At 60.0% G+C, this 25,654-nt stretch carries 22 protein-coding genes and 1 pseudogene; 5 read left to right on the plus strand and 18 right to left on the minus strand.

The features are described 5' to 3' along the window. The 5 genes and pseudogenes from WA367_RS16905 to WA367_RS16925 all read right to left on the minus strand — a co-directional run. Positions 1-1,396, minus strand: a pseudogene (locus tag WA367_RS16905) (hypothetical protein); the annotation flags it as partial. 784 nt (positions 1,397-2,180) lie between these two features. Beyond that, positions 2,181-3,488 (minus strand): TRAP transporter large permease, encoded by a 1,308-nt coding sequence (locus WA367_RS16910; RefSeq protein ID WP_336057948.1) that lies wholly within the window; start codon positions 3,486-3,488, stop codon positions 2,181-2,183. Positions 3,489-3,503: 15 nt separating this feature from the next. Further along, the gene (locus tag WA367_RS16915; protein ID WP_336057949.1) at positions 3,504-4,070 is read right to left on the minus strand and encodes a TRAP transporter small permease subunit; all 567 of its coding nucleotides are present in this window, start codon (positions 4,068-4,070) and stop codon (positions 3,504-3,506) included. Between the two features lie 78 nt (positions 4,071-4,148). Further along, a complete protein-coding gene (locus tag WA367_RS16920; protein ID WP_336057950.1) occupies positions 4,149-5,171 on the minus strand; it encodes a TRAP transporter substrate-binding protein in 1,023 nt (340 codons plus the stop codon). Positions 5,172-5,183: 12 nt separating this feature from the next. After that, entirely contained in the window at positions 5,184-5,786 is a 603-nt protein-coding gene (locus WA367_RS16925) for a gluconokinase (protein ID WP_336057951.1), read from the minus strand. A 96-nt stretch (positions 5,787-5,882) separates the two neighbouring features. Here WA367_RS16925 and WA367_RS16930 point away from each other — a divergent pair, with 96 nt between their 5' ends. Continuing rightward, the gene (locus tag WA367_RS16930) at positions 5,883-6,908 is read left to right on the plus strand and encodes a LacI family DNA-binding transcriptional regulator (protein ID WP_336057952.1); all 1,026 of its coding nucleotides are present in this window, start codon (positions 5,883-5,885) and stop codon (positions 6,906-6,908) included. Between the two features lie 7 nt (positions 6,909-6,915). Here the strand turns inward: WA367_RS16930 and WA367_RS16935 are convergent, their stop codons facing one another. Continuing rightward, positions 6,916-8,232, minus strand: a complete 1,317-nt coding sequence (locus WA367_RS16935; RefSeq protein WP_336057953.1) for an NAD(P)H-dependent oxidoreductase — start codon at positions 8,230-8,232, stop codon at positions 6,916-6,918. Between the two features lie 272 nt (positions 8,233-8,504). Between WA367_RS16935 and WA367_RS16940 the strand changes: the two genes are divergently transcribed. Both WA367_RS16940 and WA367_RS16945 read left to right on the plus strand, forming a co-directional pair. Then, positions 8,505-8,714 carry a cold-shock protein gene (locus WA367_RS16940; protein WP_336057954.1) on the plus strand — a complete coding sequence of 70 codons (210 nt, stop codon included), beginning with the start codon at positions 8,505-8,507 and terminating at the stop codon, positions 8,712-8,714. A gap of 114 nt (positions 8,715-8,828) precedes the next feature. After that, positions 8,829-9,077 (plus strand): hypothetical protein, encoded by a 249-nt coding sequence (locus WA367_RS16945; protein WP_336057955.1) that lies wholly within the window; start codon positions 8,829-8,831, stop codon positions 9,075-9,077. Positions 9,078-9,080: 3 nt separating this feature from the next. On the opposite strand, the gene WA367_RS16950 is transcribed toward WA367_RS16945, so the two are convergent. The 12 genes from WA367_RS16950 to WA367_RS17005 all read right to left on the minus strand — a co-directional run bounded on the left by WA367_RS16950 (position 9,081) and on the right by WA367_RS17005 (position 22,097). After that, entirely contained in the window at positions 9,081-10,349 is a 1,269-nt protein-coding gene (locus WA367_RS16950) for an amidase family protein (protein WP_336057956.1), read from the minus strand. A 35-nt stretch (positions 10,350-10,384) separates the two neighbouring features. Continuing rightward, on the minus strand, positions 10,385-11,056 hold the full coding sequence (locus tag WA367_RS16955) for a DUF2848 domain-containing protein (protein WP_336057957.1): 672 nt from the start codon (positions 11,054-11,056) through the stop codon (positions 10,385-10,387). Between the two features lie 23 nt (positions 11,057-11,079). Next, positions 11,080-12,360 (minus strand): TRAP transporter large permease, encoded by a 1,281-nt coding sequence (locus WA367_RS16960; protein WP_336057958.1) that lies wholly within the window; start codon positions 12,358-12,360, stop codon positions 11,080-11,082. Positions 12,361-12,364: 4 nt separating this feature from the next. Continuing rightward, the gene (locus WA367_RS16965) at positions 12,365-12,907 is read right to left on the minus strand and encodes a TRAP transporter small permease subunit (protein ID WP_336057959.1); all 543 of its coding nucleotides are present in this window, start codon (positions 12,905-12,907) and stop codon (positions 12,365-12,367) included. 32 nt (positions 12,908-12,939) lie between these two features. Further along, a complete protein-coding gene (locus WA367_RS16970; RefSeq protein WP_336057960.1) occupies positions 12,940-13,983 on the minus strand; it encodes a TRAP transporter substrate-binding protein in 1,044 nt (347 codons plus the stop codon). 23 nt (positions 13,984-14,006) lie between these two features. Then, positions 14,007-14,855 carry a putative hydro-lyase gene (locus WA367_RS16975; RefSeq protein WP_442935602.1) on the minus strand — a complete coding sequence of 283 codons (849 nt, stop codon included), beginning with the start codon at positions 14,853-14,855 and terminating at the stop codon, positions 14,007-14,009. A gap of 93 nt (positions 14,856-14,948) precedes the next feature. Further along, the gene (locus WA367_RS16980; protein ID WP_336057961.1) at positions 14,949-15,851 is read right to left on the minus strand and encodes a LysR family transcriptional regulator; all 903 of its coding nucleotides are present in this window, start codon (positions 15,849-15,851) and stop codon (positions 14,949-14,951) included. 133 nt (positions 15,852-15,984) lie between these two features. After that, positions 15,985-17,223 (minus strand): saccharopine dehydrogenase family protein, encoded by a 1,239-nt coding sequence (locus WA367_RS16985; RefSeq protein ID WP_336057962.1) that lies wholly within the window; start codon positions 17,221-17,223, stop codon positions 15,985-15,987. 43 nt (positions 17,224-17,266) lie between these two features. Next, complete coding sequence (gene nspC / locus WA367_RS16990; RefSeq protein ID WP_336057963.1) at positions 17,267-18,364, minus strand: carboxynorspermidine decarboxylase; 1,098 nt, start codon at positions 18,362-18,364, stop codon at positions 17,267-17,269. Positions 18,365-18,539: 175 nt separating this feature from the next. After that, positions 18,540-19,487, minus strand: a complete 948-nt coding sequence (locus tag WA367_RS16995) for a substrate-binding domain-containing protein (protein ID WP_336057964.1) — start codon at positions 19,485-19,487, stop codon at positions 18,540-18,542. A 62-nt stretch (positions 19,488-19,549) separates the two neighbouring features. Further along, complete coding sequence (locus tag WA367_RS17000) at positions 19,550-20,575, minus strand: ABC transporter permease (RefSeq protein ID WP_336057965.1); 1,026 nt, start codon at positions 20,573-20,575, stop codon at positions 19,550-19,552. Continuing rightward, positions 20,556-22,097, minus strand: a complete 1,542-nt coding sequence (locus WA367_RS17005; RefSeq protein WP_336057966.1) for a sugar ABC transporter ATP-binding protein — start codon at positions 22,095-22,097, stop codon at positions 20,556-20,558. Before WA367_RS17005 ends, WA367_RS17000 begins: the two co-directional genes overlap by 20 nt. A 195-nt stretch (positions 22,098-22,292) precedes the next feature. On the opposite strand from WA367_RS17005, the gene WA367_RS17010 reads away from it, so the two are divergent. After that, on the plus strand, positions 22,293-23,351 hold the full coding sequence (locus WA367_RS17010) for a LacI family DNA-binding transcriptional regulator (protein ID WP_336057967.1): 1,059 nt from the start codon (positions 22,293-22,295) through the stop codon (positions 23,349-23,351). Positions 23,352-23,424: 73 nt separating this feature from the next. Further along, the gene (locus WA367_RS17015) at positions 23,425-25,506 is read left to right on the plus strand and encodes a 3-hydroxyacyl-CoA dehydrogenase NAD-binding domain-containing protein (RefSeq protein ID WP_336058166.1); all 2,082 of its coding nucleotides are present in this window, start codon (positions 23,425-23,427) and stop codon (positions 25,504-25,506) included. The last annotated feature ends 148 nt before the right edge of the window (positions 25,507-25,654 follow it).

The raw sequence follows: 25,654 nt of genomic DNA on the forward strand, positions 1-25,654 counted from the left end.
AATAGAGATAGTGGATGCCGTCCTTCTCCGCGATGTCGTTCAGTTCCAACTGCCCCAGTTCCCCTGGACGAAGCCCAGTTAGAAGAAGCAGTAGATAGCCCCAATAGAGGTGTGATTGGATGAAGTATTTGCCAGGCTGCCAGATGCGCTTATCGCTCAGGCAACCTGTGAAGAGTGGCTGCGAGAAAATCTTCTCGATTTCGCTGTCATCGAAGGAGTCTCTTGGCAGCGAGACAAGGTTGTCGTTGCTGACATGGTTGAACACGGGCTTGGGGTGCGGGTAGTAGCCGCGCTCGATCAGCCAGCCGAAAAACTTCGACAAAGCGTTGTGGTAGCCGTTGCGCAGCCGGGCTTCCGTGAGGCGCGTGAGGTCACCCCATCCGTGTCTCTGTGCGTACCTGTATCTCCCGGCAAGAGAGCCCGCATGATCTTTTGGGACGTTTCTCCTGTTAGGAATGTCCGGAAGCATGCGATCAAGCTTCGCGGCCCTGTCCCCGTCAAACTCCGCGACGACCGGATCATCCATGATGTCGATAAGGAACTGCACGATCAGCTTTACCACTGAACGCGCATCGGCGTTGCCGCCCCTCCCAATGTCCTGTTCGAGATATTCTGCCAAGGCCTTGGAGAAGGTTACTGGCTCTGGCTCCGGAACTACGTCTGGTTCCAAAGAGGAGGCGGGAGTGGGGGCGAGAGCAGGAGCAGGAAGCTCTTCTTGTTCAGGAACAAGTGGCTCCAGTTCATGAACTGACGGTTCAACGGGAGCGTGAACGTTCGCTCTTTCTGGATTCTCGAGTTCGACTGGCGCTTGCGCAGGCGCTGGTTGAGGCCATGTGTGGATAGCTACTGAATGGAGAGAAGCGACAGTAGGTGCAGATCTGGTTCTGTGGAAGCTTTCGGGCACCGAGGCATGAGCTTGAGCGTGTAATGACTCCCTCCTGCCGCGTTCATAAGCCTCGACCTTCTCCTGCTGACGCAGGTGGCTTTCCGCATCCACATTCTGTCGAACGAAGAGGTTCAGGAGGTCGACGAAATCGGGTTCGATCATGGTGGGATCGCAGTTGGCAGCCTGCGCCCGGCGGTTCAGATTCTTCAGAAGCTCTTCATAGTTCTGACGCGCCTGCAGTCGCTCTGGCGACAATGGCCACGGGTCCTGCAGGTAGGCCTCCAGCTCCCGGAGGTTCTTCCGGAAGAGTGAGACGTAGTCGACACTGTCATTCATTCTGTGGATCCAGCCCAGATGCTCGGAAAGACGGATGCGCGCCTCACGATAATTGCTGGTCCTTAACGAGACTCTATAAAGCTGCTTGCCGAGCAGTCGGGCAGGTGTACGGGCCAGTCGAACCTGGAGGTAATAACGGCCATCACGGCGGGTGAGATAGGAAGCAGAAGCCATGGCATCTCCGCGTACAATTGTGCGAGATGTATCACAGTCATCGGAACCTCCGTTCCTCGTAACTGCTTGATATCGCTTGTAGGCTTCTGATGGTAGCGGAGGAGGGAATCTGTCCTCCAATAGCGCTTCTCGAGCATTAGTGCCGTAATATCGTGAGACGCTCGCGACGCAGAGATGTACGCTTGTACGGCCGTTTGCCATGTGTATCGAGCTGGAGGTTGTGAGCCATCCGCCAACGCTCGGACTCCTAGTGGATTGGCCTGCGTTAGATGCTCGTATTTGATGTGGTCTCGGCGCGTACTGTCATTACCTGAAGCTGCAGGCAAAAAGATTGGGGTCTTCGAGGCGCAGGTGTGCCGCAACTAGCTTCTAGAGGGAGGAGAACATGCTCCAGACTGCAATTACTTGGCAGGAGCTGACAGATGCGTCAACTGGCGCAGCCACTAAACGAATTCCCGAAAGGAGGTAGCGGAAGCCAGAACCTTCGCGAAGGGGAGGGAAGGTATTCACGCCGTCTTGGTGAGGGTATGAGCAGCCTGCTCGTTAGTTGTGTTTTCTGGAGCAATTACGTGAAAGACAGGCGTTGAATGATGATTTGAGGAGCTTCTTGAGTTTCGCTCTAATGAACGTCGGAAGGTGCCGGAGTTCTGTTCAGTCTTAGCCGTAGAACCAATAGGTCGGCTTGTAAACGAAACGAAGTACGAAGTGTCGCAGGGGACTTAAACAGCTTGTCGCCGAAAGAAAGGCGGCGCGGGTTTCCCGCGCCGCCTGTAATATTTGTTCTCTATCGACCGGTTATTCCGGGGAAGGCAATCAAAATTGCCACTGCCAGTATCTGCAAGGCGATGAATGGCAGGAGCGACTTGAAGATGTCGCCGAGCGATATTTCCGGCGGGGCCACGCTTTTCAGATAGAAGGCTGCAGGGCCGAAGGGCGGCGACAGGAACGAGACCTGCATGTTCATGCAGAACAACACGCCAAACCAGACCGGATCGTAACCGAGCTCGACAATGATCGGCACGAAAATCGGCATGGTTAGAAGCGCAATGCCCACCCAGTCCAGGAACATGCCGAGCACGAACAAGATCAGCATCATGAACAGAAGAACGATCGTCGGGTTCTCGGAAATGCCGGTGATGAGTGCGGAGACGAAATTGATGCCGCCCATCAGGTTGAAGACGCCAACCAGTGCACTTGCGCCGATGCCGATCCACACGATCATGCCGCAGGTGGCAAGGGTTTGGAGCACGGCACCCTTGAGGAGTTCGATGCTCAGTTCGCGGCGGATCGCCGTTGAAAGGATCACGCCCGCCACGCCGACGGCGGAAGCCTCTGTCACTGAAGCAATGCCGCCATAGATGGAGCCGAGCACGAAGATCACCACCATCACCGGCAGGATCAGGCCCTTGAGCAGCTTCAGCCGTTCGCGATAGCTGCCTTCATCCTCTTCCGGGATCGGAGCTATGGCGGGGTTGAGATAGGAGCGGATCAGCACATAGGCCACATAGAAGCCGGCGAGCATCAGGCCGGGTACGAAGGCGGATGTGAAGAGATCGCCAATCGAGACATTGGCGGTCAGGCCGTAGATGATCAGAACGATGGAAGGCGGCACCATGGTGCCGAGCGCTCCACCGGCGCACACCACGCCAATGGCCAGATTGCGGTCATAGCCAAGACGCAACATCTGCGGCAGTGCGATGAGGCCCAGAAGCACGATCTCGCCGCCGATAATGCCGCTCATTGCGGCAAGGATCACGGCCACGAAGATCGTCTGGATGGCGACACCGCCGCGCAGGCGACCGCCGATGAGGCGCATGGCGTCGAACAGGTCGCGCGCGATGCCCGACCGGTCGAGGATCGCCGCCATCAAAACGAACATCGGCACCGAGACAAAGACGAATGAGGAGACGAAGGAATAGACACGGCTCGTAATCAGCGGCACGGCCATCGGGCCGAACCAGCCCAGCGCGAAGAACAGCGCGACGAACAAGGTGACGAAGGCAAGCGGCATGCCGGTGAGAAGCATGCCGAGCAGCATGGCGAACATGACAAGCGTGCCATATTCGATGCCGAGAGCGGAAAGTTCCAACATTGAGCTCAAGACCCCTCAGCGCTGCGGCTTGCGCGCGTAATTGTAGGCGAGAATGATGAACTGCACTGCCAGCACGAGGAGCATGGCCAGCATGAAGAGCTTCAAAAGTGCAGGATAGGGCGGGTTCCAGGCGCTGCCCGTGCGCTCCAGCCGAATGGCACCGTCAGGCGACCATACGGAGCGCGCCACCATCAGCCAGGAGGCATAGGCGAAGAAGGTAGCGGAGAAGAAGCAGACCAGCGAGATGATGACATCGAGCATGCGGCGCATCTTCGGCCCGACCATATCGTAGATCAGAACTACGCGAATATGCCGGTCATGGGCCGCGCAATAGACGCCGCCATAGATGAAGGCGATGGCGCAGAGGAAAATCGTCGTCTCATGCGCCCAAAGTGTTGGCGAATTGAGCACGTAGCGCATGAAGATCTCAAGGATCAGGATGCTCATCGAGATGAGGAAGCAAAGGGCGAATGCCAGCCCCACGCGATCAATGATGCGTCCCAGAATGCCGGCTTCTGCAATGGCCTTGCGCTGCTCGCCTGTCACCGCTTCCACGGCCAGGACTTCTTCCTTTTGTTCCACGCCTGCTCTCCCCACGTCCACCACGTGTCGATAATGAGCACCGCCGGTCGAGATGGACCGGCGGTGCAGAACTCAGCCTTACTGAATGAGGCCTTTTTCCTTCAGGTAGGTGGTGAGGGTCTCATACACCTTTTTGGCGTTTGCCGAGCGTTCGGCCACCTTTTCCCATTCGCCTGTGGCGATGGAACGGAACTTGGCGCGCTCTTCGTCAGACCAGTTATGGACGGTGATCTCGCCGCCCTCCTTGGCCTGCGCCACAGCCTTTTCGTCAGCTTCCGAAAGCGTCTTCACCTGATGCTGGGCGAAGTCGCGCACGGTCTGCTCAAGCGTTGCCTGAATGTCTTCAGGCAGCGCGTCCCACTTCTGCTTGTTCATGGAGACTTCCACGAGCGGCATGGAATGGAAGCCCGGATAGACCGGGTGCGGAGCAACATCGTGCAGGCCCTGCGCCTGGTTGGTGGAGAAAACCGAATAGTCGGCAGCCTCGATCACGCCCTTGTCGAGCGAGGTGAAGACTTCCGAGCCCGGCAGGTTGACCGGTGCTGCACCTGCGGCAGCGAAAACCTGCTGCACGAGACCTTCCGGTGCGCGCATCTTCAGGCCCTTGAGATCGTCAACGCCTTCCAGTGGAACTGCGGAAACGAAAGCTTCCAGGCCCGGCGTGGTGGCGCCGATGAACTGCAGGCCATAGGGGTTGAGAAGCTCGTTCATCAACTCCTTGCCGCCTCCTTCATTGATGAAGTCAAACATCTGCTGCGGCGAGGACCATGCGCCGACCGGATTGGCGATAAGGCCGAAGGCGGCATCCTTGCCAGCGAAATAGGAGGTGTCGGTGATGTGGCCGTCGAGAATGCCGGCGGCAATCGCGTCCTGGGTTTCCTGGTGCTCGACGATGGAGCCGACCGGCAGGAGCTCGATCTTGACCTTGCCGTCGGTCGCCTCGGCAACCTGTTCCGTCCAACCCTTCTGCAACTCGAAATTCGGGTTGCCGGCCGGATCGGACGACTGGAACTTGAAGGTATATTCCTGAGCGAAAGCCGCTCCGGAGATGATGGCTGCGATGCCTGTTGCGGCGCACAGCTTGGCGAATGTCTTCAGCATGATTTCCTCCGTTTAAGAATTTTCAGTCTCGACCGCGTTGCCACACGCAGCCGCTTCCGCCTTGCGGCAGATTTCCAGGGCGCATTCGACCACATGCGCCCGAGGATGGGAGACATCGACCGCAAAGCAGTCTTCTTCGCTTGTTGGTGTCTCAAGATCGGCAAGCTGACTGTCGAGCAGCGCAGGCGGCATGAAATGCCCGGGCCTGCTGGTCAGCCGCTCGAATATGACCTGTTTTTTCGCATTGAGATGGATGAAGAGCGTATCGCCACCCAGCTTTTCGCGCATGAAATCCCGGTAGCGCTGCTTGAGCGCCGAGCAGGCGATCGTGACAGGCTGTTGCGCCCGTTCCTGCTCCTCGACCGCTGCTGCACAAAGGATTGAAAGCCAGGGCCAGCGCTGCTCGTCGCTCAAGGGGCGACCGGCGGCCATGGAGTCCACATTTTCCTTCGGGTGATAGTTGTCGGCTTCGAGAAAGCGCGCCGGAAGTGCCTCCGCCACGGCCCTCGCGACCGTGCTTTTGCCCACACCGCACACACCCATGAAAATGATGTAGCGCGGGCTCTTGAGCGCCGGGTTTTCAAGCCGATCGGTCATGTGGATTTCATCTGGCACTGGGTCTTTCTCCTCCGGCGGGTGATACATCATGTTAGCGCTAACATTGTCAATCACTATTTTGCCATCTATGAGAAGCGTGGGCGAGGAGGAGCGATGCGCAAGGCTAGAAGATCAGGGCGTGTCACGCTGGCGGAGGTGGCACGTGAGGCGGATGTCAGCGCTATCACCGTTTCACGCGCATTGCGTGATCCCGAGCAGGTCTCTCAAGCAACGATGGAGCGTATCGAGGCCGCCGTGCGCAAGCTTGGCTATGTGCCCGACATGGCCGCGCGCGCACTGGCCTCCCGCCATACCAATGTCATCGGCGTGCTCATCCCTTCGGTCACCAACAATGTGTTCTCCGACGTGCTTCGCGGCATCTATGATGCGCTGGATGGCACGCGCTACCACCTGCAGCTTGGCAATACGCGCTATTCCGTGCTGGAAGAGGAAAATCTTCTGCGCATCTTTTTGAGCCAGCGCCCTGCGGGTCTCATCGTCTCCGGCACAGACCAGTCACCGGCCACCCGCGCCATGCTCGAAAACGCCGACTGTCCCGTCGTTCAGATCATGGAGATCGGGCCCGATCCCGTCGACATGATGGTTGGTTTCTCCCATCGTGAAGGTGCGAAGGCGGCGGTCACGCATCTGGCTGATGCCGGCTATCGACGCATCGCATTTCTGGGCGCGCGGATGGACCCGCGCACGCAGCGCCGCCTGCAGGGCTACGAAGACGCACTTCGCGGCCATGGACTGGCCGACCCGGACCTCGTGGTCACCACGCCGCGCGCCTCATCCATCACGCTTGGTGGGTGGCTTCTGGGCGAGTTGCTGGCAAAACGTCCTGATGTTGATGCGGTTTTCTGCAACAATGACGATATCGCGCTCGGCGTTCTTTTCGAGGCGCAGCGGCGCAAGATCGATGTGCCGGGAAAGCTTGGCATTTGCGGCTTCAACGATCTTGAGATGATGGCGTCGGCCTGTCCCTCGCTCACAAGCCTGCGGACCCATCGCGAGACCATGGGCCGGGAAGGCATTCACATGCTCATCCGGTCAATCGAAGGGGACCGGCCAGACGAACGCGTGGTTGATCTGGGCTTTGAACTGATGGCGCGGGAAAGCAGCGCGGGGCCCGGCTGATGCGACCTCAGCCGTAGAGCAGACGATCCTGCTCTGCCCGAAGTGCGGCGATCTTGGAGCCCGCCGGTGGCGCGGCATTGTCCCGGGTCAGAAGGGTACCCTTCCTGATGGGCGCCGTAACGGTACCGCCCTGCAAAAGACCGATGGGCATGGCATTGGCCGCGCGGGCATCTTCCACCGTCATGGTCCAGGCACGGTAGGAATATTGGCCGATCGCATCCAGCGTATCGCCGGGCTGGAGATCCTTCTTCGCCATGGCACAGACTTCCGCCACCGGACGCGGCAGCGGCACCATGTCCGCCTTGCCATAGAGACCCACACGAGCGCAGGTCAGCGGCACTTCCAGCGATGTGAGATGATAAGGGCGGTGGAAGGTATAGTAGCGGCCCGAACCCACCTTGAGATCAGTCATGCGTTCGCGAATGCGCGGATGGTCGGCTTCCACCACAACGAACACGCCTGGCGACACGCCCTTGCCGATGGAGTAGTCCACCACGCCCTTGCGTGACAGCACGCCGCCGTCCTTGGCCGGAATGAGGGTTTTCGCCAGATCATCGATGCCCGCGGCGGGCCCGTGCATGCCGGGACAGTCGGGAACGAGGCCCGTTGCATTGGCGATGGCCGCCATTTCGACCATGGTCTTGGAGCCATCGACGAATTCGACGAGCATGCGCACATTCATGTTCCGCCGCTCGGCCTCTTCCGCATAATCATCGGGAATGGCGTCGAAATTGAGCGGGTTGTTCTTGCCCTTTCCGGCAGAGACGATCGGATAGCCAAGGGCGGAGACGAACTCGATCAGCTCCATGCAGGAGGAGGGCTCGTCACCGGCACCCAGCGAATAGACCACGCCGTTTCGGTCCGCCTCGCGCTTGAGAAGCGGACCCACCGTGACGTCGGCCTCGACATTCATCATCACCAGATGCTTGCCGTAGCGAATGGCGTCGATGCTGATATCGGCGGCGACGGCTGGAATTCCGGTGGCGTCGATGACGATGTCCACGAGATCGTTGGAGATGACGAGATCAGCATCCGCCGAAACCGCAATCTTTCCCATCTCTATGGCTTCGAGCATTGCGGATCGCGTGTTCACACGTGCAATTCTGTCGTCACGGCCATAGGCAATTTCCGCGGCACGGCTTGCAGCGGGTGGCGTGCGTTCACAGATGGCGGCCACCTCAAGGCCCGGCATCAATGCGATCTGGGTCAGAAGATCGGTGCCCATCTGGCCGCAACCGACAATGCCGATACGGATGGGCTTGCCGCTTTTGCCGCGCTCTTCCAGATCACGGGCCAGCCCCGTCAGCGCGACATTGGGCCCCATGGCCACCTCCCGAACATCGAAATCTTCAAGCGCAGGAGCGATAGTGGGGCCAGGGGCGGGTGTCAATGTTGACGCTGAAGCGTGGCAGACAAGGGAATGAACGAATGCGCCTTGTTTAAGCCGCAGTTACACCCTATGTTTCACCTATCGATCTTGCTTGTTGAACTTTCTCTGCGCTCCGGCGCCAGACGATCTTCCCTTCAAAGTCGAGCTAACCCGCGCCCAGCTCCTAATGGCGGGCGCATAACGTGACCCTTTGAAAGGATATTGTCATGACCACAGGTACCGTAAAGTTCTTCAACACCACCAAAGGCTTTGGTTTCATTCAGCCTGAAGATGGCGCGCAGGACGTTTTCGTTCACATTTCCGCTGTTGAGCGCTCCGGTCTGCGTACGCTCGTCGAAGGCCAGAAGGTCAATTTCGACATCGTGCAGGACAAGCGCTCCGGCAAGAACGCAGCTGAGAACCTCAGCGACGCGTAATTATCATCCTCTAGTCATGACCACGGATGTACTGGCATGGTTGGATGGATCGAGAGGAAAGGTCGGGAACTCCCGGCCTTTTCGTTTTTCAGGGATTTGTAATGGGAGGCGCTCATGAGCGACACCGCCACGAAGGAGAATATCTTCAAACCTGCCAAGTCGAAGGCGGAAACGAAGAGCGAAATCACCGATCGCGCGGCACGTGCATTCATCGATGCCGAAGCGAATGCGCGTGACGCCAAGACCGAACGGCTGAAGGCCCAGCGCCTTGCCATGGAAGCAAAGCGCGCTGCCGAAGAAGCGGCAAATCCGGCTCCTGCGAAAAAGAAGCGCGCGACCAAGCCACGCGCCAAGACCACCTGACGATCAGGTAGCCACTGCCGCTGCAATTGTGCGGCTAAGCCCCAATATGCGCGCGTCACTGCCCGAGGGGCCAGCGACCATCAGGCTGCCTGGCAGAGCCCCATCGCCCTTCACCGGCAAGGCCATGGCACAGCCATCGGCCAAGTTGATGTAGGAGCAGTTGCGCAACATCATCATGTTCACGCGGTCGAAATCTTCTTCCGCTTGCGCAATCGTGGGCGGCCGGATGGCAAGCGTCGGCGCCACGAGAGCGTCGAAATCAGACATGATTGCCGCAAACTTCTCCACGGCTTCAGCGCGTTCCGCCTTGGCCGCCTCGACTTCCTTGACGCCCAGCGTTTCTGCAAAGCGGATGCGCTTGAGCACGCGCGGGTCTCCCACTTCCTCAAGCTCGTCCAGACGCTCGCCGTAAAGGGCCAGAGCTTCCCAGGCGATCACCACACGGCTGATGCCAGAGGACGCGGGAAGGAACGCGAAATCCTGCTCGACCAGTTCGTGGCCGGCCGCACGCAATGCGTCACAACTGCGCGCGAAATGTTCGCCCGTGAATCCGTCGATCCCATCGGTGAATGCGCCGGTCGGCAAGGCCAGCCGCAGCGGCCTTTCGGGCGCGTCTTCGGCTTTAAGCCCGCCTGCCAATATGTCGGTGAAGGCAAGCGCATCATCAAGCGTGGCGCAGAGCGGGCCGACGCTGTCGAACAGATCAGACAGTGGATGCACGCCCTCGCGGGAAATGGCGGACTGGCTCGGCTTGAAGCCGTAAAGCCCGTTGACCGCGGAAGGAATACGCACGGAGCCGCCGGTATCGGTGCCAAGGCCCATGTCGCAGATGCCGTGCGCCACGGTCAAAGCAGCACCGGATGACGAGCCGCCGGGGATGCGCGTCTTGTCGAAGACGCAGCCTGGCGTGCCGTAGTGCGGATTGAGGCCGACACCGGAATAGGCAAACTCGCTCATGGATGTGCGCCCGAACAGCAGCGCACCCGCTTCGCGCAGGCGCTCCACCACAGGTGCATCCGCCGTGGCCGGTTCGGCATCTTTCAGGAGACGCGAGCCGGCACTTGTCACCTTGCCCTTCTCGTCGAAGAGATCCTTGATCGAGACCAGCTTGCCGTAAAGCGGCAGGTCTTCGCCTGCCGCCTTGCGCTCATCAAGTGCCCTGGCATCGGCGCGGATGCGTTCTGCGTCGAAATCGGTGAAGATGCGCCCGGCCTCGGGTCCAAGCGCTTCGACCTTCGCAATCGCTTCTTCCGCTTTCGACAGCATGTCCATCCGGTCCGGTTCCTTGTACTGGGCGCAACTGATCGTCAGGCGACGATCGGCAGCGTCTCGATCTCGTATTCATGGGCGATGACATTTCCCGTCTCGGGGTCACGCATCTCCATCTTGAAGGCGGCAGCAGGGCGCACGCCGCCGGACTTCACGCCGAGCGTGCCGCCCAGCATGGCCGCCGCGCCGTTCTGCGCAAGTTTCTCAAGCGCGCAGCCTTCCATCAGTTCGACCATCGGGCGCATCGCGGCAAGTGTGCCTTCCTGATAAAGCGTCCAGTCGCCATTTTCCCTGATCCAGGAGCGCAGTTCGATTGAATCCAGACGGTCGAGAAGCGGATCAAGCTCCCAAAGCTCGCTTGCGCAGGGCTTCGCACAGGCCTGTTTGGAGAGTGCAACCGAATGGGCTTCGAGTTCGCGGTCGGTGTGATCGGAGCCAAGACCCAGATAGCGTTTGCCGTCGGCAATCACGATCATGGGCTCCACCTCACCCGAAGTGCCTTCGCCCACAAACTGCAGCTTGTCATCCTGCGTCAGCAGATTGGCAGAGACGCGGTAGTAAAGCGGAACGGTGGAAGGCGGCGCGACACCGAGCTCTGCAAGCTCGTCGATGTGATGCTGGATCGCATCCGGGTTACGACCGGTCCAGCCTGCGACAACGCAGTTGGCAAAGGACAGGTCGAGCGTGTTTCCGGCGCAGGTAAAGCGCATGGGTTACTCCTGAAAATGAGAAACTAGAGGGCAGCCGGCAGGAAGAGTGCCAGGCCGGGGAAGAGAATGAGGAAGCCGACCATGGCGAGCATCACCAGCACATATGGCATGGCCCCGACCATGACCTCGCCAAGCGTGCCGCTCTTGCGCGAGCCCTGCACGACATAGAGGTTGAGCCCGACGGGCGGCGTGATGAGCGCCATTTCGACAAGCACGATCATCAAGACGCCGAACCACACTTTGTCATAGCCGAGACCGGCCATGATCGGCACGACGATGGGAATGGTCGCCACCATCAGGGACAGGGTCTCGATGAAGAAGCCGAGAATGATGTAGAGCAGGATGACCAGGAACAGTGTGCCGAGCGGCGAGAGTCCGGAATTTTCCAGAAGCGATGTCAGTTCGCGGCCAAGACCCGCGGATGCCATGGTAAAGTTCAGGAAATAGGCGCCGATGATCACGAGCATGATCATGGCGGTGATGCGTACGGTGCCAAGGGCGGAGTGGCGCAGCATCTCCATGTTCACGCCCCCATTGGCTAAGGCAATGAGAAGCGCCATGAACACGCCGACTGCAGCAGACTCGGTCGGCGTTGCCCAGCCAGCATAGATCGAGCCGATCACCACTACGAAGAGCAGGATGATGGGTACAAGTTGGCGCAGGCTAGAGACGCGTTCGCCCCAGGTGAAGCTGCGGCTGGAGCCGCCAAGCGAGGGCTTGAACCAGCAGATCAGCGCGGTGATGGCCATGAAGGCAACTGCCATCAGAAGACCGGGAATGAGCCCGGCAAGGAAGAGCTGCGGGATCGAGGTCTCGGTCAGGAAGCCGTAGACGATCAGATTGATAGAAGGCGGAATGAGAATGCCAAGCGTGCCGCCCGCTGCAATGGCGCCGGAGAAGAGGCGCGGATCATAGCCAAGCTTTTCAGCCTGCGGCATGGCGACTGTTGCCACCGTTGCAGCGGTTGCGACGGAGGAGCCGGAGGTGGCGGAGAACATGGTGGCGGTGCCGATATTGGCATGCACCAGCCCGCCCGGCAGCCAGGAGAACCATTTGTCGAGCGAGGCATAGGTGCGCTCCGCCACGCCGCCGCGCACAAGGATTTCGCCAAGCAGCACGAAGAAGGGGATGGCGATCAGCGTCGAGCTGTTGGAGGAGGACCAGACGACCTGACCCAGACCGCGAATGAGCGGAAAGGGCGAGAAAAACTGGTCGATGCCGAAGCCCAGAATGAAAAGGACGATGCCGACGGGAATGGAGAGTGTCAGAAGGCCCAGAAGGCCGATGGATACGGACCAGATCATGGGTTCAAATCTCCGTCTCGGTGGCCGTACCGACGGCGTTTTCAAACTGGCTTTGCTGGCGTTGGGCGAGCATGCCGAAGGCGCAGATAAGCAGCAGCACGGAAGCGGTCGCAAACCAGACCCAGCCGCTGAACCAGATGCTCTGAGGAATCCACAGTGGTGTTTCCAGCGGCGTGTTGGCGCGAGAGCCGCGCTCAAGGCTCTTGGCCAGCACCGGCCAGCACTGCCACGCAATGACCGTTGTCACGGCAGCCGTTGCCGAAATGGCAATGAGATCAAGTATGCTGCGGCCGGTTTGGGCCAGCTTCAACCGCAGGAGGTCGATGCGCACATGGGCCAGTTCCAGCAGCGCAAAAGAGAGGCCCCAGCTTGCCACAAATGCCATGACATAACCGGAGATTTCATCCGAGCCGCCAAAGGAATGGCCAAACTGGCGAAGCGTGATATCGGCGAGGATGAAAAGCACCGTGAGTGCAAGAACTGCACCCACGATGAGAGCGATCAGGCGGTTGATGCGCCGGAGAACGTCCACGATTTTTTCAAACATTTTTATCGGCCTCCGGCGCCCACCTCATCAGATCAGAGCGGAACCTGAACGCCGACGGTCTTGCCGACGCTCTCGTTCCAACGCTTGGCCCAATCGGAACCGGCGCGCTCTGCCCATTCCGGCAGGACCGTCTCTTCAAGGATCTTGCGGGCCTGCTCGGTGTCAGCCTCGGTCGGTTCGACGAGCGTCATGCTGGCCGCTTCACCGGCGGCACATTCGCCATTGCCGGTGAGGCAGGCAATGTCGGATTCAAGGGCACCGGCAGCCGCGTCCCATGCAGGAGCTTCGAACTTCTCCGCAAGCTGGGTCTGAAGCAGTTCCTTCTGCTCGTCGGAAAGTGACTCCCACTTGTCCATGTTCATGGCGGTCACGACCGGGTCCCAGCCGCCGAGAGGCAGGGTCATGAGATGCGAAGAGACTTCCCACCAACCCGCACTGTAGCCCGAACCTGCACCGGTGACGGCGCAGTCGACCACGCCACGCTCAAGCGCACCCGGTACTTCCGAGAACGCAACATTGATGCCTTCGGCGCCGAGCGCTTCCAGAAGTTTGGTGGTCATGCGGCCTGAACCACGGATCTTCTTTCCCTTCAGATCGTCGAGCGAGGAGACCTCGTCCTTGCAGAAGACGACCTGCGGCGGGTAGGGCGCGATGGCCAGAAGCTTGGCGTTGAAGCGCTCCTTCATGATGTCCTCGACCATGGGGCGTGCGGCGTCGACCATCTTGCGGGCATCTTCTGCCGTGGTGGCAACCAGCGGCACATCGAGACCTTCAAGTTCCGGCGCGTCGCCGACCGTGTAGTCTGCGACCGTCATGCCGACATCGAAAACGCCGTCGCCCAGCATGCGGTAGACATCGCCGCCTGCAATGCCCATCTGATCGAAGGTCGTCATCGACACTTCGAATTCACTGCCTTCAGCACCCGGCAGGGTTTCCGTCCAGAAGGGGGCTTCATACTGCTTGTAGAGCGGCAGGCTGCTCCAGCTGCCGACCACCGAAAGCTCCTCGGCCTGGGCCATGGTGGCGCCTGCGACGAGAGCCGTTCCGGCCAGCAATGCATTGCGAATGATCTTCATCTTCGTTTCCTCTGTGGTTTGCTTCAGTTGTTGTTGTTTTGGGCAATGCCCCAAAGTCGGCTTTCTGCCGTCTCTGCGGGTATGTCGGTCACCAGCATGTGACCGGGGTCGTGGGTGATGGCGAGATCGGCACCGCAATTGCGAATCGCCATTTGCGGCGTCACGCCACAGGCCCAGAACACTGGAATGTCGCCATCCTTCATCACGGGTTGATCACCGAAGTCAGGCGACATGATATCGCGGATGCCAATCTGTGCGGGATCGCCAATATGCACCGGTGCGCCATGGGCGAGCGGCTGGCGCGACGAAAGCAATATGGCCTGGATGGCATCGGCCGGGCTGAAGGAGCGCATGGAGACGACGAGCGGGCCGGAAAATGCGCCGGCGGGCCGCGTCTCGATCGAGGTCACATACATCGGCACATTGCGCCCGGCCTCGATGTGAGGCACGGGAATTTCGGCAGCGACCAGCGCCTCCTCGAAGGAGAACGAACAGCCGAGGACGAAGGTCACCAGATCGTCGCGCCACACGGAATTCAGATCATCCACGCGTTCGGGCGCCTGGCCCGGTCGAAAGATGCGGTAGGCGGGTACATCGGTGCGGATATCAATATCCTGCCCCAGATCGGGCAGCGCAACCTCACCGGCTTCGCCGATGCCAATGATGGGGCAAGGCTTTGGATTGCGCTGGCAAAAGAGCAGGAAGTCATGCGCAAGGGCTTTCGGCAGGATCGCCAGATTGCCTTGCAGAAGGCCTGGTGCCTTGCCCGCAGTGTCGCCGCTGAAACGGCCTTCGCGAACAGCCTGACGCAATGCCAGACCGGTATCGAACACCTTTTCCTGCCCGGACGGGCTATGGATGTCCTGCGCCAACACGATGACCTGCTGCCTCCTCCAGATGACCGGCAGAAGGATTCCAAACTCACACGATCATGTCAATCGATCATTTGATGTAATAATTGATCTTTACAGAAGATCAATTTGATCGGCTTGTGTTGCGGCTTCGGTGATGATCGTCCCGGCTTCGCGATTGCGCTCCGGGAAGTAGATGACAATGAAGTTGAGCTCCTGCGGCTCTGCTTCCGGCTCCACGTCAATTCGACGGATATGCTCCGCGGCACCAAGGGAATGGGAGGTGGCAATGCGTCGGGGCAGAACACCTATGCCGAACTGGTCGGCGACCAGATGCAAGACCGTTGAGAGTGAAGCGGAACCGTGAAGGACCGGCGGCTCCGATATAGCACCGGCGAACAGGCGCTCCACCTGTTTGTAGGGCAGGGTGCCCTTCGGAAATGTCACGATGGGATGCTCGGCCAGCTCCTGCAACGTCCAAGCGCGGTTGCGATCCGGCATGGCCGTGGAAGCGTACCAGCCGAGTTCGACGGGCCGCAGAGCCGTGCCAACCACGCCACGCGGCTGCAACTCGCGCAGCAGGATTGCGACATCGAGCTCGTCATCGCTCAGCTTGCGGGCAAGCTGTTCGGACGTGTCTACCGAAAGTTCGAAACGCACATGAGGATGGTCCTGGCGCAACCGCTTGAGCATCTGCGTCAGGATCGTGTGCACGATGGTCTCGGCGACACCGATGCGCACCGTGCCGTTCAGACCGCTTGTCTGGGTCAGCTCCTGCACGATGCGGTCGCGGCTTTGCACCAGCCGATCGGCTTCTTCCAGAAAGCGCCGACCCGCCGAAGAAAGGCGCACCTGCCGCCCGACGCGGTCAAAGAGCGTGAGACCCAGCCGCTTTTCAAGGGCGGCAATACGCGTGGAGATCGCTGATTGGGCAAGGTTGAGACGCTGCGCTGCCGCACGAAAGCCACCCGCCCGCACCACCGCCTTCACGATCTCCACATCCTTGAAACCAAACATCGCGCGCAAATCTCCTCAAGCCACCAGACTTGTGAACGCATTCGGGCATGAAGTTCAAGCTGGTGGTGGTGAAATAAAAAAGGCGGCACCCTCGGGCGCCGCCTTTCCGCATTCTCGTACTATCCGCGGGGGATCAGAAGTTCAGCGCGCGGTCCTCTTCGCCTTCGCGCAGGCGGGTTGGCAGGCCCATTTCGTTAAGGAGGCCGAGGAAGGGCTGGGGTGGGAGCTGTTCCACATTGGCCATCTTCTTCACGTCCCAGTCGCCCTTGGCGATGAGAAGTGCGGCTGCGACCGGTGGCACGCCGGCGGTGTAGGAGATGCCCTGGCTGCCGACTTCGGCATAGGCTTCCTCGTGGTCAGCCACATTGTAGATGAAGACCTCGCGGTCCTTGCCGTCCTTCTTGCCCTTCACCAGGTCGCCGATGCAGGTCTTGCCGGTATAATCGGGGGCAAGCGATGATGGATCGGGCAGAACGGCCTTCACCACCTTCAGAGGCACGACTTCCAGCCCCTCGGCCGTCTTGACGGGCTGCTCGGACAGAAGGCCCAGATTCTTCAGGACCGTGAAGACCTGCACGTAACGGTCGCCAAAGCCCATCCAGAAGCGGACATTGGGAATGCCCATATTCTGCGAGATGGAATGCACCTCGTCATGGCCGGTCATATATGTGGTCTGGGTGCCCACCGTCGGCAGGTCCCACTCCTTGCGGATCTCGAACATCTTGTTCGATTTCCACTCATTGTCCTGCCAGGAATAGACCTGACCGGTGAATTCGCGGAAATTGATCTCCGGATCGAAATTGGTCGCAAACCAGCGCCCGTGGTTGCCGGCATTGACGTCGATGATGTCGATATCGGTGATTTCGTCGAAATATTCATCCGCTGCAAGCGCGGCATAGGCATTCACCACGCCGGGGTCGAAGCCTGCACCCAGCACGGCGGTGACCCCTGCCTTCTCGCATTCCTCGCGGCGCTTCCACTCGTAATTGGCGTACCAGGGCGGCGTTTCGCAGATCTTGAGCGGGTCCTCGTGGATGGCGGTGTCGATATACGCCGCACCCGTTTCGATACAGGCCGAGAGCACGCTCATATTCACGAAGGCCGATCCGACATTGATGACGATCTGGCTGCCGGTTTTCTCGATAAGCGCCTTGGTGGCGGCGACATCCATGGCGTCGAGCGCATGGGCCTCAAGCTTGCCTTCCACCTTCATCGCCTTCTTCTCATGGACCGAGGCGATGATCTTCTCGCATTTGGAGACGGTGCGCGAAGCGATATGAATATCGCCAAGCACGTCATTATGCTGCGCACATTTGTGCGCCACGACCTGCGCCACACCACCGGCGCCGACAATCAACACGTTCTTTTTCATCTTCGCGATCGTCTCCTTGTTACCCTGTCTTCGCCCCAGCCTGTCACGAAAGGCTGGCCCTGTAATCCTCGTAGCCAAATTCGCGCACGGTGCGCACGGTACCATCCAGTTCGCGGATGGCGATTGCAGGCATGCGTACGCCGTTAAACCAGTTTTTCTTGACCATGGTGTAACCGGCTGCGTCCTGAATGGAGATGCGGTCGCCCACCTTCACCGGTTCGGGGAAGCGGAACTCCCCGAAAATATCGCCCGCCAGGCAGGATTTGCCGCAGATGGTGACAAGATGTTCGCCCTCATTGGGTGCAATCTTGGCCTTCTCCCGATAAATCAGGAGGTCCAGCATATGGGCCTCGATCGAGGAGTCGACGATGGCAAGATCCTTGCCATTGTTGAGCGTGTCGAGAACGGTCACCTCCAGAGTGGTGGAATTGGTGATCGCAGCTTCGCCCGGCTCCAGATAGACCTGCACGCCAAATTTTTCCGAGAATGCCTTCAACCGTGCGCAGAAGCGGTCGACCGGATAGTTCTCGCCGGTGAAATGGATGCCGCCGCCAAGGCTGACCCATTCGACGCGCTCCAGAAGCGTGCCGAAACGCTCCTCGATCTGGGAGAGCATGTTGTCGAAGAGGTCGAAATCCTCGTTCTCGCAGTTGTTGTGGATCATGAAGCCGGAAATACGGTCCATGACCGTCTCGATCCTGGCGACATCCCATTCGCCCAGCCGCGAGAAGGGACGAGCGGGGTCTGCCAGATCGAAGCTTGAGGAGGAGATCTGCGGGTTCAGCCGCAGGCCGCGAACAATATCCTTCGCCGCATCCGAGTAACGCTCAAGCTGGCTGATGGAATTGAAGATGATCTTGTCGGCATAGGAGACGACCTCGTCGATCTCGTCATCGCCATAGGCAACCGAATAGGCGTGCGTTTCGCCGCCAAATTTCTCATGGCCCAGATGCACCTCGTAGAGCGAGGAGGAAGTCGTGCCGTCCATATGCTCGCGCATCTGGTCGAACACGCTCCAGGTCGCGAAGCATTTCAGCGCCAGAAGCGCCTTGGCGCCGGATTCCTTGCGCACGCGGTCGATGATCTCGAGATTGCGGGCAAGTTTGGCACGGTCGATCAGGTAATAGGGCGTGCGCAGCATCGGGCTTCTCCACAAGGTGCGGTCGCGTTGCGGCGGGTCATAGGCATATGGGGCTGAAAGAACAATAGGCGAGGGGTGATTTGTTCGGGTGGAAGTCTCGTCGCGAAGCTGGATCGCAACAAAAAAGGGGGCGCCTTGCGGGCACCCCCTCTCTTCACGCCAGTTGATCGCGAGATCAGAACGGCGAATCCGGGAAGTAAAATTCTTCGGCGTTCTCGGGCGTGATCAGCGGGGCGCCGAGAATGTAGCGCCCGCGAACCGGTGCGTTTGAGGTGTAGTTGGCGACAGTCACATCCATCGCGGTGGCGATCTGTGCCGGCGGATAGAGCACGTCGACGGGGACGAGCTCGTCGCCTTCCATCACGCCCTTGATGATCTCCTTCATGCCCGCACCGCCGACCACGAACATCTCCTTTTCGCGGCCAGCCTGCTTGATGGCTTCGACCACGCCCAGCGTGATGTCGTCATCCTGCGCCCACACGCCGTCAATATCGGGGAAGCGGGAGAGGAAGTCCTGCATGACCTCGAAACCATCATCGCGGTTCCAGTTGGCGAACTTGTTGTCCAGAACATTGATGCCCGAACCCTCGATCTCGGCCATGAAGGCGTCGAAGCGCTCGGTGTCGAGCACGGTCGGAATGCCGCGCAGGATGACGATATTGTCGCCTTCCTTCAGCCGCGACTTCATGTATTCGGCGGAGACGCGACCCATCTCGGTATTGTTGCCGGCGACATAGATGTCCTCGATGCCGGGCTCGGAAAGGCCACGGTCGACAACGGTGATGAAGGCTCCGGTCTGCTTCACCTGCTTGACGGGGTCGGTCAGCGGCTCGGATTCGAAAGGCAGCACGACAAGCGCGTCGATCTGGTGGACGGAAACAAGATCTTCCAGGTCGCTTGCCTGATCGCTTGGACCATTGGCGGTCACGATGATGATGTCGATATTCTCGTGCTGCGCCTCTAGACGCTTTTCGGCTTCCTGGGCGTGCCAGTTCAACCCGCCCATGAAGCCGTGGGTGGCGGCGGGAATGGATACGCCGATCTTGATCTTGTCCTGGGCAGTTGCCGCCCCGATCATGGCGGTCGAAACCACCAAGCCCACCAGAAGTGTCTTCAATTTCATTGCAGGTACTCCTCCCTGAGATGATTGGTGCCTCCTCCGGCACCGTTTCTCCGCTTTCGCGGCTACTCCTGCGCCTTGCGCTTTGGCGCGCGCAGATTCCCCCGTTGCAGATAGACCGCAACCACGATGATGACCCCCTGAACGGCACCGTTGAGATAGTTCGAGATGATGTCGGTGAGGTTCAGGATATTGCCGATGGCCGTCAGGATCAGCGCGCCGATCACCGTGCCGCCGACGCGGCCGAAACCGCCTTTCAGCATCGTGCCGCCGATGATGACGGCCGCAATTGCTTCGAGCTCCCACAGCACGCCGGTGGCGGATGATGCCGAGCCCAGACGCGGCACATAGATGATGGTGGCAAGCGAGACGCAAAGCCCCTGCAGCACATAGGTCCAGGTCTTCACGCGGTCGACCTTGATGGCCGAATAGCGCGCCACATGCTCGTTGGAGCCAATGGCCATGCAATAGCGGCCAAAGGCGGTGCGGTTCATCAGGATCCAGCCGATGATGGCGACACCGATGAATACCCAGACCGGGATTGGTATGCGCAGGAACGAGTCGTAATAGACCGGGCGGTAGATGTCGCGCGCCGCAGAGGCCAGGGACAGCGTGCCGCCATCGGCAAAATAGGTCACCAGCGAGCGGTAGATGCCCATTGTGCCAAGCGTGACGATGAAGGCTTCGATCTTGCCCTTGGTGGTCAGAAAACCGTTGATGAAGCCGGCTCCGATGCCAAGGATCAGCGAACAGCCGCAACCGAGAATGACGGTCCACACGCTGACGCCCATCACGTCTATCGCGCTGTTCATGATGATGATCATCATGCCTGCCACGAAGGCCGCCATGGAGCCGACGGAAAGGTCGATGCCGCCAGCGGTGATGACGAATGTGGCGCCCACGGCAATGATGCCGATAAAGGCGGAGCGGGTCAGAAGGTTCGCCAGATTGCCTTCGCTCAGAAATGCCGGGTTCAGCGAATAGCCAAGCACGCACAGCACGATCAGCGCGACAAGCGGGCCTGCCGTCTTCAGGTCTATGCCGAAATTCCTCACCGGTTTCGCCGTTTCTTCACGCGCTGATACGCTCATGGTCCCCATCCTGCTTGAGGCCTGCGGCGTAGCGCATGATTTCGGCCTCGGTTATTTCCTGCCCCTCGATCACGCCCGCCACGCGCCCCTCGCGCATGACGACGACGCGGTGCGACAGCCCGATGATCTCGGGCATCTCCGACGAGATGACGATGATCGATTTCCCCTCCGCGGCGAGTGCCGCGATGATGTGATAGATCTGCTGCTTGGTGCCGACATCGATGCCGCGCGTCGGCTCGTCGATGATGATGATGTCAGGCTCGGCCTCCATCATCTTGCCCAGCATCAGCTTCTGCTGGTTGCCACCTGACAACTGCCCGACCTTGACCGACGCATCGCGCGCGCGGATGTCGAAGCGGCGCACCGCCCGCGCCAGCGCCTCGTCCTCGCTTGCTTCATTGATGAACAACCCGCGGAAATGCTTCTTCAGGGTCAGAAGCGTCAGATTGGGGCGAAGTCCCGTATTGAGCAGAAGCCCGCGCCCCTTGCGATCCTTGGTCATATAGGCCAGGCCGCAGGCAATGCTTTGCGAGACTTCCGTGAAATGCACCGGCTCACCGTTGAGCTCGACATCGCCGCTGTCCCTGTGCTGCAGGCCGACAATCGTCTCGGCAACTGCCGTGCGACCGGAGCCGATAAGACCGGCAAAGCCAACAATTTCCCCGCGTTTCAGCGTGAAGGACACATTGTCGATGCTCTCGCCGGAAAGGTTCTCGACCTTCAACACGACGGGGGCATCGACATCGGGCTCATGCTTGGGGGGATAAAGGTTTGAAAGCTCGCGTCCGACCATCATCTGCGCGATGGAATCGGGCGTCAGCGCCTCGGTGCCGACGGTGGCAATATGCTGGCCGTCGCGCAGCACTGTCACGCGGTCGGCAAGGCGCATGACCTCATCGAGCTTGTGCGAGATGAAGATGATGGAAACGCCCTTGGCCTTCAGCCGGTCCACCTGCTCGAAGAAGTTCTCGGTCTCGGCCTGGGAAAGGACGGCAGTCGGCTCGTCCATAATGAGCACACGGGCATCGCGGCTGATCGCCTTGGCGACCTCCACCATCTGCTTGTCGGCGACGGAAAGGGAGTGGATGCGCGCATCAGGGTCGATGTCCACATGAAGCGTGTCGAGGATATGCTTTGCTACCTCGCGCATCTCCTTCAGCTTCAGGAAGCCATGCGACTTCAGCTCGCGGCCCAGAAAGATGGAGTCGGCCACCGTCAGGTGTTCGGCGAGATTGAGTTCCTGGTGGATGACGACGATGCCGAGCTTCTCGGCCTCGCCATGCGGCGGCAGCTCCACGCGCTGACCATCCAGGCAGACATGGCCCGAGGTGGGCTGTTCCAGCCCGGACAGGATCTTGATGAGTGTGGATTTGCCCGCACCGTTTTCGCCGATAATGGCGTGGCACTCGCCCTGGCGAATGTCGAAATCGATGCTGAAAAGCACCGGCACCTCGCCGAACGACTTGCTGATGCGTTCAGCAGACAGGATCACCGGGCCGCCGATTGTGTCGGCTGGCTGCATGACTGTCTCTCCTCCCAAGGGCAGTTTCCCGCCCGCTCCTGAACAATGATGTAAAGGTTTTCATTCCCTCTGTAAAGGTTTACATTGTGCGTTATCGGCAGGTAGAAACGATTTCGCTTTACCTGGCCGAAAGAAGCGCTGCATCTGCTTGGCGCTTCTCCGCCGGTAGCGGGGGAGGGTGGAGGACGAGAACGGTTGAAGCACAAGAAGCTGGCCACCATTGAAGATGTCGCAGCCATGGCCGGCGTTTCCATTGCGACGGTAAGCCGGGCAATCAACGAGCCAACCAAGGTGGCCGATTCCACCCGTCGGCGCGTCGCAGACGCGGTTGCCCGCACGGGCTATACGACCAATGCCATGGCGCGCAGCCTGCGCATGCGCCGCTCCAACATGATCCTGATCCTCGCACCCGATGTGGGTGATCCGAACTTCTCCAACATTCTCGTGGGACTGGAGACGGAAGCCAGCAAACGCGGCTATGGCATTCTCATCGGCAATACGCAGAATGATGCGGAGCGGGAAAGCGACTATCTGCGCTTCATCGCCTCCAACCAGGCAGACGGGCTCATTCTCTTCACAGGGCATCTGCCCTACGGCATCGCGGGCCGAGACGTGGCAACACCGCTGCCGCCCATGGTGGCGGTTTCCGAGCCCGTGCCGGACAGCGACATTCCCTTCATTGGCGTCGACAATGTGGAAGGCGCGCGGGTGGCGACGGAGCATCTGATTGCACAAGGCCACCGTCGGATTGCATTCATCGGTCGCTCCGCCTCGCGGTCCATCAATCAGATGCGCGAGGAAGGCTACCGCAAGGCATTGGCAGGGGCGGGGCTGGAGGTCGATCCGGCGCTGATCATCGACTGTGATGGTTCAACCGAAAGCGGGCGGGCGGCCGCCGAACTTCTTTTCGTGCGTGACAGGCTGCCGACGGCCTTCATGTGCATCAATGATGCCGCGGCCCTTGGCGTGACGATAGCGTTGAACGCCCGTCGCTATGATCTGCCCCGTGACTTCTCGGTCATGGGCTTTGACGATATCTCCTTTGCCAGCTTCGTAACCCCCTCGCTCACCACGATGAAGCAGCCGCGCCTGAAGATCGGGGAGCGGGCGATGGATACCTTGCTCGCGCTTCTCGAAGGTCGCGATCCGCCCGCGCAGGAGGTACTGTTGCGTGCGGAGCTGATCGTGCGTAACTCCGTTGCCCCGCCTCATCAACGATCCGCAGCCACCATGCGCAGCTTCGACAGACATTGAACCAAGCTCTCTTTAACCGACCGGTCGGTTGGTGATATACGGAGAATGTTCAGTGGCAGTGGAGGAGGGTCGTTTGAGCGGCAATGTGAGCCTTGAGACACGAGGGCGGGTGGCGCTGATCACGGTAGACAATCCACCAGTCAATGCGCTTTCACATGCGGTGCGCGCGGGTATCGCGGCGCGTCTCGACGAAATTGCCGCGCGAGACGACGTGGATGCCGTGGTACTTGCCTGCGCGGGACGTACCTTCATTGCGGGCGCCGATATCCGCGAATTCAACGCGCCGCCACGCGAGCCGCATCTGCCAGATCTTGTGGATCGACTGGAATCGTTCAAGCTCCCGATCGTGGCCGCCATCCATGGCACGGCACTTGGCGGCGGCCTGGAGATTGCCCTTGGCTGCCATTACCGGGTTGCCCTCAGTTCGGCGCGCCTGGGCCTGCCCGAGGTGAAACTCGGCCTGTTGCCGGGCGCGGGAGGCACCCAGCGTCTGCCAAGGGCGGTTGGGCCCGAAACCGCACTGGAAATGATCGTTACGGGGCGGATGATCGCGGCGAAGGAAGCGCATGGGGCCGGGCTGCTGGATGCAGTTGTGGAAGATGATCTGATAGCGGAAGCGATCGGGTTCGCCGCTGCGCGGGCGGAACGAAATGCTCCCATTCGTCGGTTGTCGAAAATGGATGAGAAGCTGGAGGCCTGCCGTCGCGATCCTTCTTCCTTCGAGGGAAAGGCCCAGAAGATGCTTGCCCGAGCGAAAGGCCTTGATGCCCCCGTGGCTTGTGTCGAAGCGGTGCGCAACACGCTCACCATGGATTTTGTCCAGGGCCAGAAGCGGGAGCGGGAACTGTTCGCACAGCTCAAGCAGGGAGAGCAGTCCAAGGCGCAGCGGCATCTGTTTTTCGCTGAGCGCAAGGCGCAGAAGGTGCCGGGGATCGATCGGCAAACAGGTGAGCGTGACATTCGCAAGATCGCTGTTCTGGGTGCCGGCACCATGGGCAGCGGCATCGCCATGGCCTTTGCTTCCGCCGGACTCCCGGTTGTGCTGATCGACCCGGATGACAAGGCCCGCGAGCGGGCCAGGGCAACGATTGAGAGCAACTACCAAAAAAGTGCCGAGCGTGGCCGCATCACTCCAGACATGGCCGAGCGCGCTCTTACGCTGGTCAGCATGACTGGCGACTTCACGCAGGTGGCCGAGGCGGATCTGGTGATCGAGGCCGTGTTCGAGGACATGGCGCTGAAGAAGAAGGTTTTTGCAGATCTGGACCGTCACGCGAAAGAGGGTGCCATTCTCGCAAGCAACACCTCCTATCTGGATCTCGACGAGATCGCTACTGCTACCAGCCGCCCGCGCGATGTGGTGGGGATGCATTTCTTCAGCCCAGCCAATGTCATGCGGCTTCTGGAGGTGGTGCGTGCGACGCAGACCGCTCCGGATGTGCTGGCGACGGTAATCGGCATTGGACGGAAGCTTGGGAAGGTGTCGGTCACGGTTGGCCTCGCTTACGGTTTTGTCGGCAACAGGATGCTGCTCGCGCGCAACATGGAGGTGGAAAACCTGCTTCTGGAAGGTGCGCGCCCGCAGGAGATTGACGCCGCCGCAACCGAATTCGGATTTGCCATGGGCCCCTGCGCGGTTGGTGATCTTTCGGGCCTCGACATCGGATGGCGCGCACGCAAGGCGGCGGGCCTCAAGGGCCCGGTCGCCGACGCATTATGCGAGCGCGGGCGCTTCGGCCAGAAGACGGGGCAGGGCTATTACCGATATGAAGACGGCAGTCGCACCCCGCTGCCCGATCCCGAGACCGAGGCACTGATCGATGAACTTGCCGCCGAGCGCGGCATCACCCGCCGCCCGATCGAGCGGCAGGCAATCACCGAGCGTCTGATCCTTCCGCTCATCAATGAAGCGGCGCATATTCTGACCGAAGGCGTCGCCCTGCGCGGCAGCGACATCGACCTCATCTGGGTCAACGGCTACGGCTTCCCCCGGGCCAAGGGCGGCCCGGCCTTTCATGCCGATCAGCTTGGGCTTGATCATGTTGTAGCGCGGCTGGAACATCATGCGGGCGGGGGCAACGAGCGGACGAAGCCCGCCCCGCTGCTGACGGAGCTTGCGCAATCCGGCAAGCGCCTGAGTGAGTATGAAGGGTGAATAGGGCACCTTCCGGTGTCGCAGATGTTGGTGCCAAGTACACCCCTCTCTGCCCTGCCGGACATCTCCCCCACAAGGGGGGAGATCAGTCGCTGAAATCTCATCGCCTTACCAGGATAGGAAAGTGCACTTAGAGCAGCCGATCTCC

This window comes from Nitratireductor sp. CH_MIT9313-5, from assembly GCF_037029545.1.
Lineage (GTDB): Bacteria > Pseudomonadota > Alphaproteobacteria > Rhizobiales > Rhizobiaceae > Chelativorans.

Excerpts from the sequence above, each read along its gene's own strand:
- WA367_RS16910 (WP_336057948.1), bottom strand. The coding sequence starts at position 3,488 with ATGTTGGAACTTTCCGCTCTCGGCATCGAATATGGCACGCTTGTCATG.
- WA367_RS16920 (WP_336057950.1), bottom strand. The coding sequence starts at position 5,171 with ATGCTGAAGACATTCGCCAAGCTGTGCGCCGCAACAGGCATCGCAGCC.
- WA367_RS16930 (WP_336057952.1), top strand. The coding sequence starts at position 5,883 with ATGCGCAAGGCTAGAAGATCAGGGCGTGTCACGCTGGCGGAGGTGGCA.
- WA367_RS16935 (WP_336057953.1), bottom strand. The coding sequence starts at position 8,232 with ATGGGGCCCAATGTCGCGCTGACGGGGCTGGCCCGTGATCTGGAAGAG.
- WA367_RS16940 (WP_336057954.1), top strand. The coding sequence starts at position 8,505 with ATGACCACAGGTACCGTAAAGTTCTTCAACACCACCAAAGGCTTTGGT.
- WA367_RS16945 (WP_336057955.1), top strand. The coding sequence starts at position 8,829 with ATGAGCGACACCGCCACGAAGGAGAATATCTTCAAACCTGCCAAGTCG.
- WA367_RS16950 (WP_336057956.1), bottom strand. The coding sequence starts at position 10,349 with ATGGACATGCTGTCGAAAGCGGAAGAAGCGATTGCGAAGGTCGAAGCG.
- WA367_RS16955 (WP_336057957.1), bottom strand. The coding sequence starts at position 11,056 with ATGCGCTTTACCTGCGCCGGAAACACGCTCGACCTGTCCTTTGCCAAC.
- WA367_RS16960 (WP_336057958.1), bottom strand. The coding sequence starts at position 12,360 with ATGATCTGGTCCGTATCCATCGGCCTTCTGGGCCTTCTGACACTCTCC.
- WA367_RS16965 (WP_336057959.1), bottom strand. The coding sequence starts at position 12,907 with ATGTTTGAAAAAATCGTGGACGTTCTCCGGCGCATCAACCGCCTGATC.
- WA367_RS16970 (WP_336057960.1), bottom strand. The coding sequence starts at position 13,983 with ATGAAGATCATTCGCAATGCATTGCTGGCCGGAACGGCTCTCGTCGCA.
- WA367_RS16980 (WP_336057961.1), bottom strand. The coding sequence starts at position 15,851 with ATGTTTGGTTTCAAGGATGTGGAGATCGTGAAGGCGGTGGTGCGGGCG.
- WA367_RS16985 (WP_336057962.1), bottom strand. The coding sequence starts at position 17,223 with ATGAAAAAGAACGTGTTGATTGTCGGCGCCGGTGGTGTGGCGCAGGTC.
- nspC (WP_336057963.1), bottom strand. The coding sequence starts at position 18,364 with ATGCTGCGCACGCCCTATTACCTGATCGACCGTGCCAAACTTGCCCGC.
- WA367_RS16995 (WP_336057964.1), bottom strand. The coding sequence starts at position 19,487 with ATGAAATTGAAGACACTTCTGGTGGGCTTGGTGGTTTCGACCGCCATG.
- WA367_RS17000 (WP_336057965.1), bottom strand. The coding sequence starts at position 20,575 with ATGAGCGTATCAGCGCGTGAAGAAACGGCGAAACCGGTGAGGAATTTC.
- WA367_RS17005 (WP_336057966.1), bottom strand. The coding sequence starts at position 22,097 with ATGCAGCCAGCCGACACAATCGGCGGCCCGGTGATCCTGTCTGCTGAA.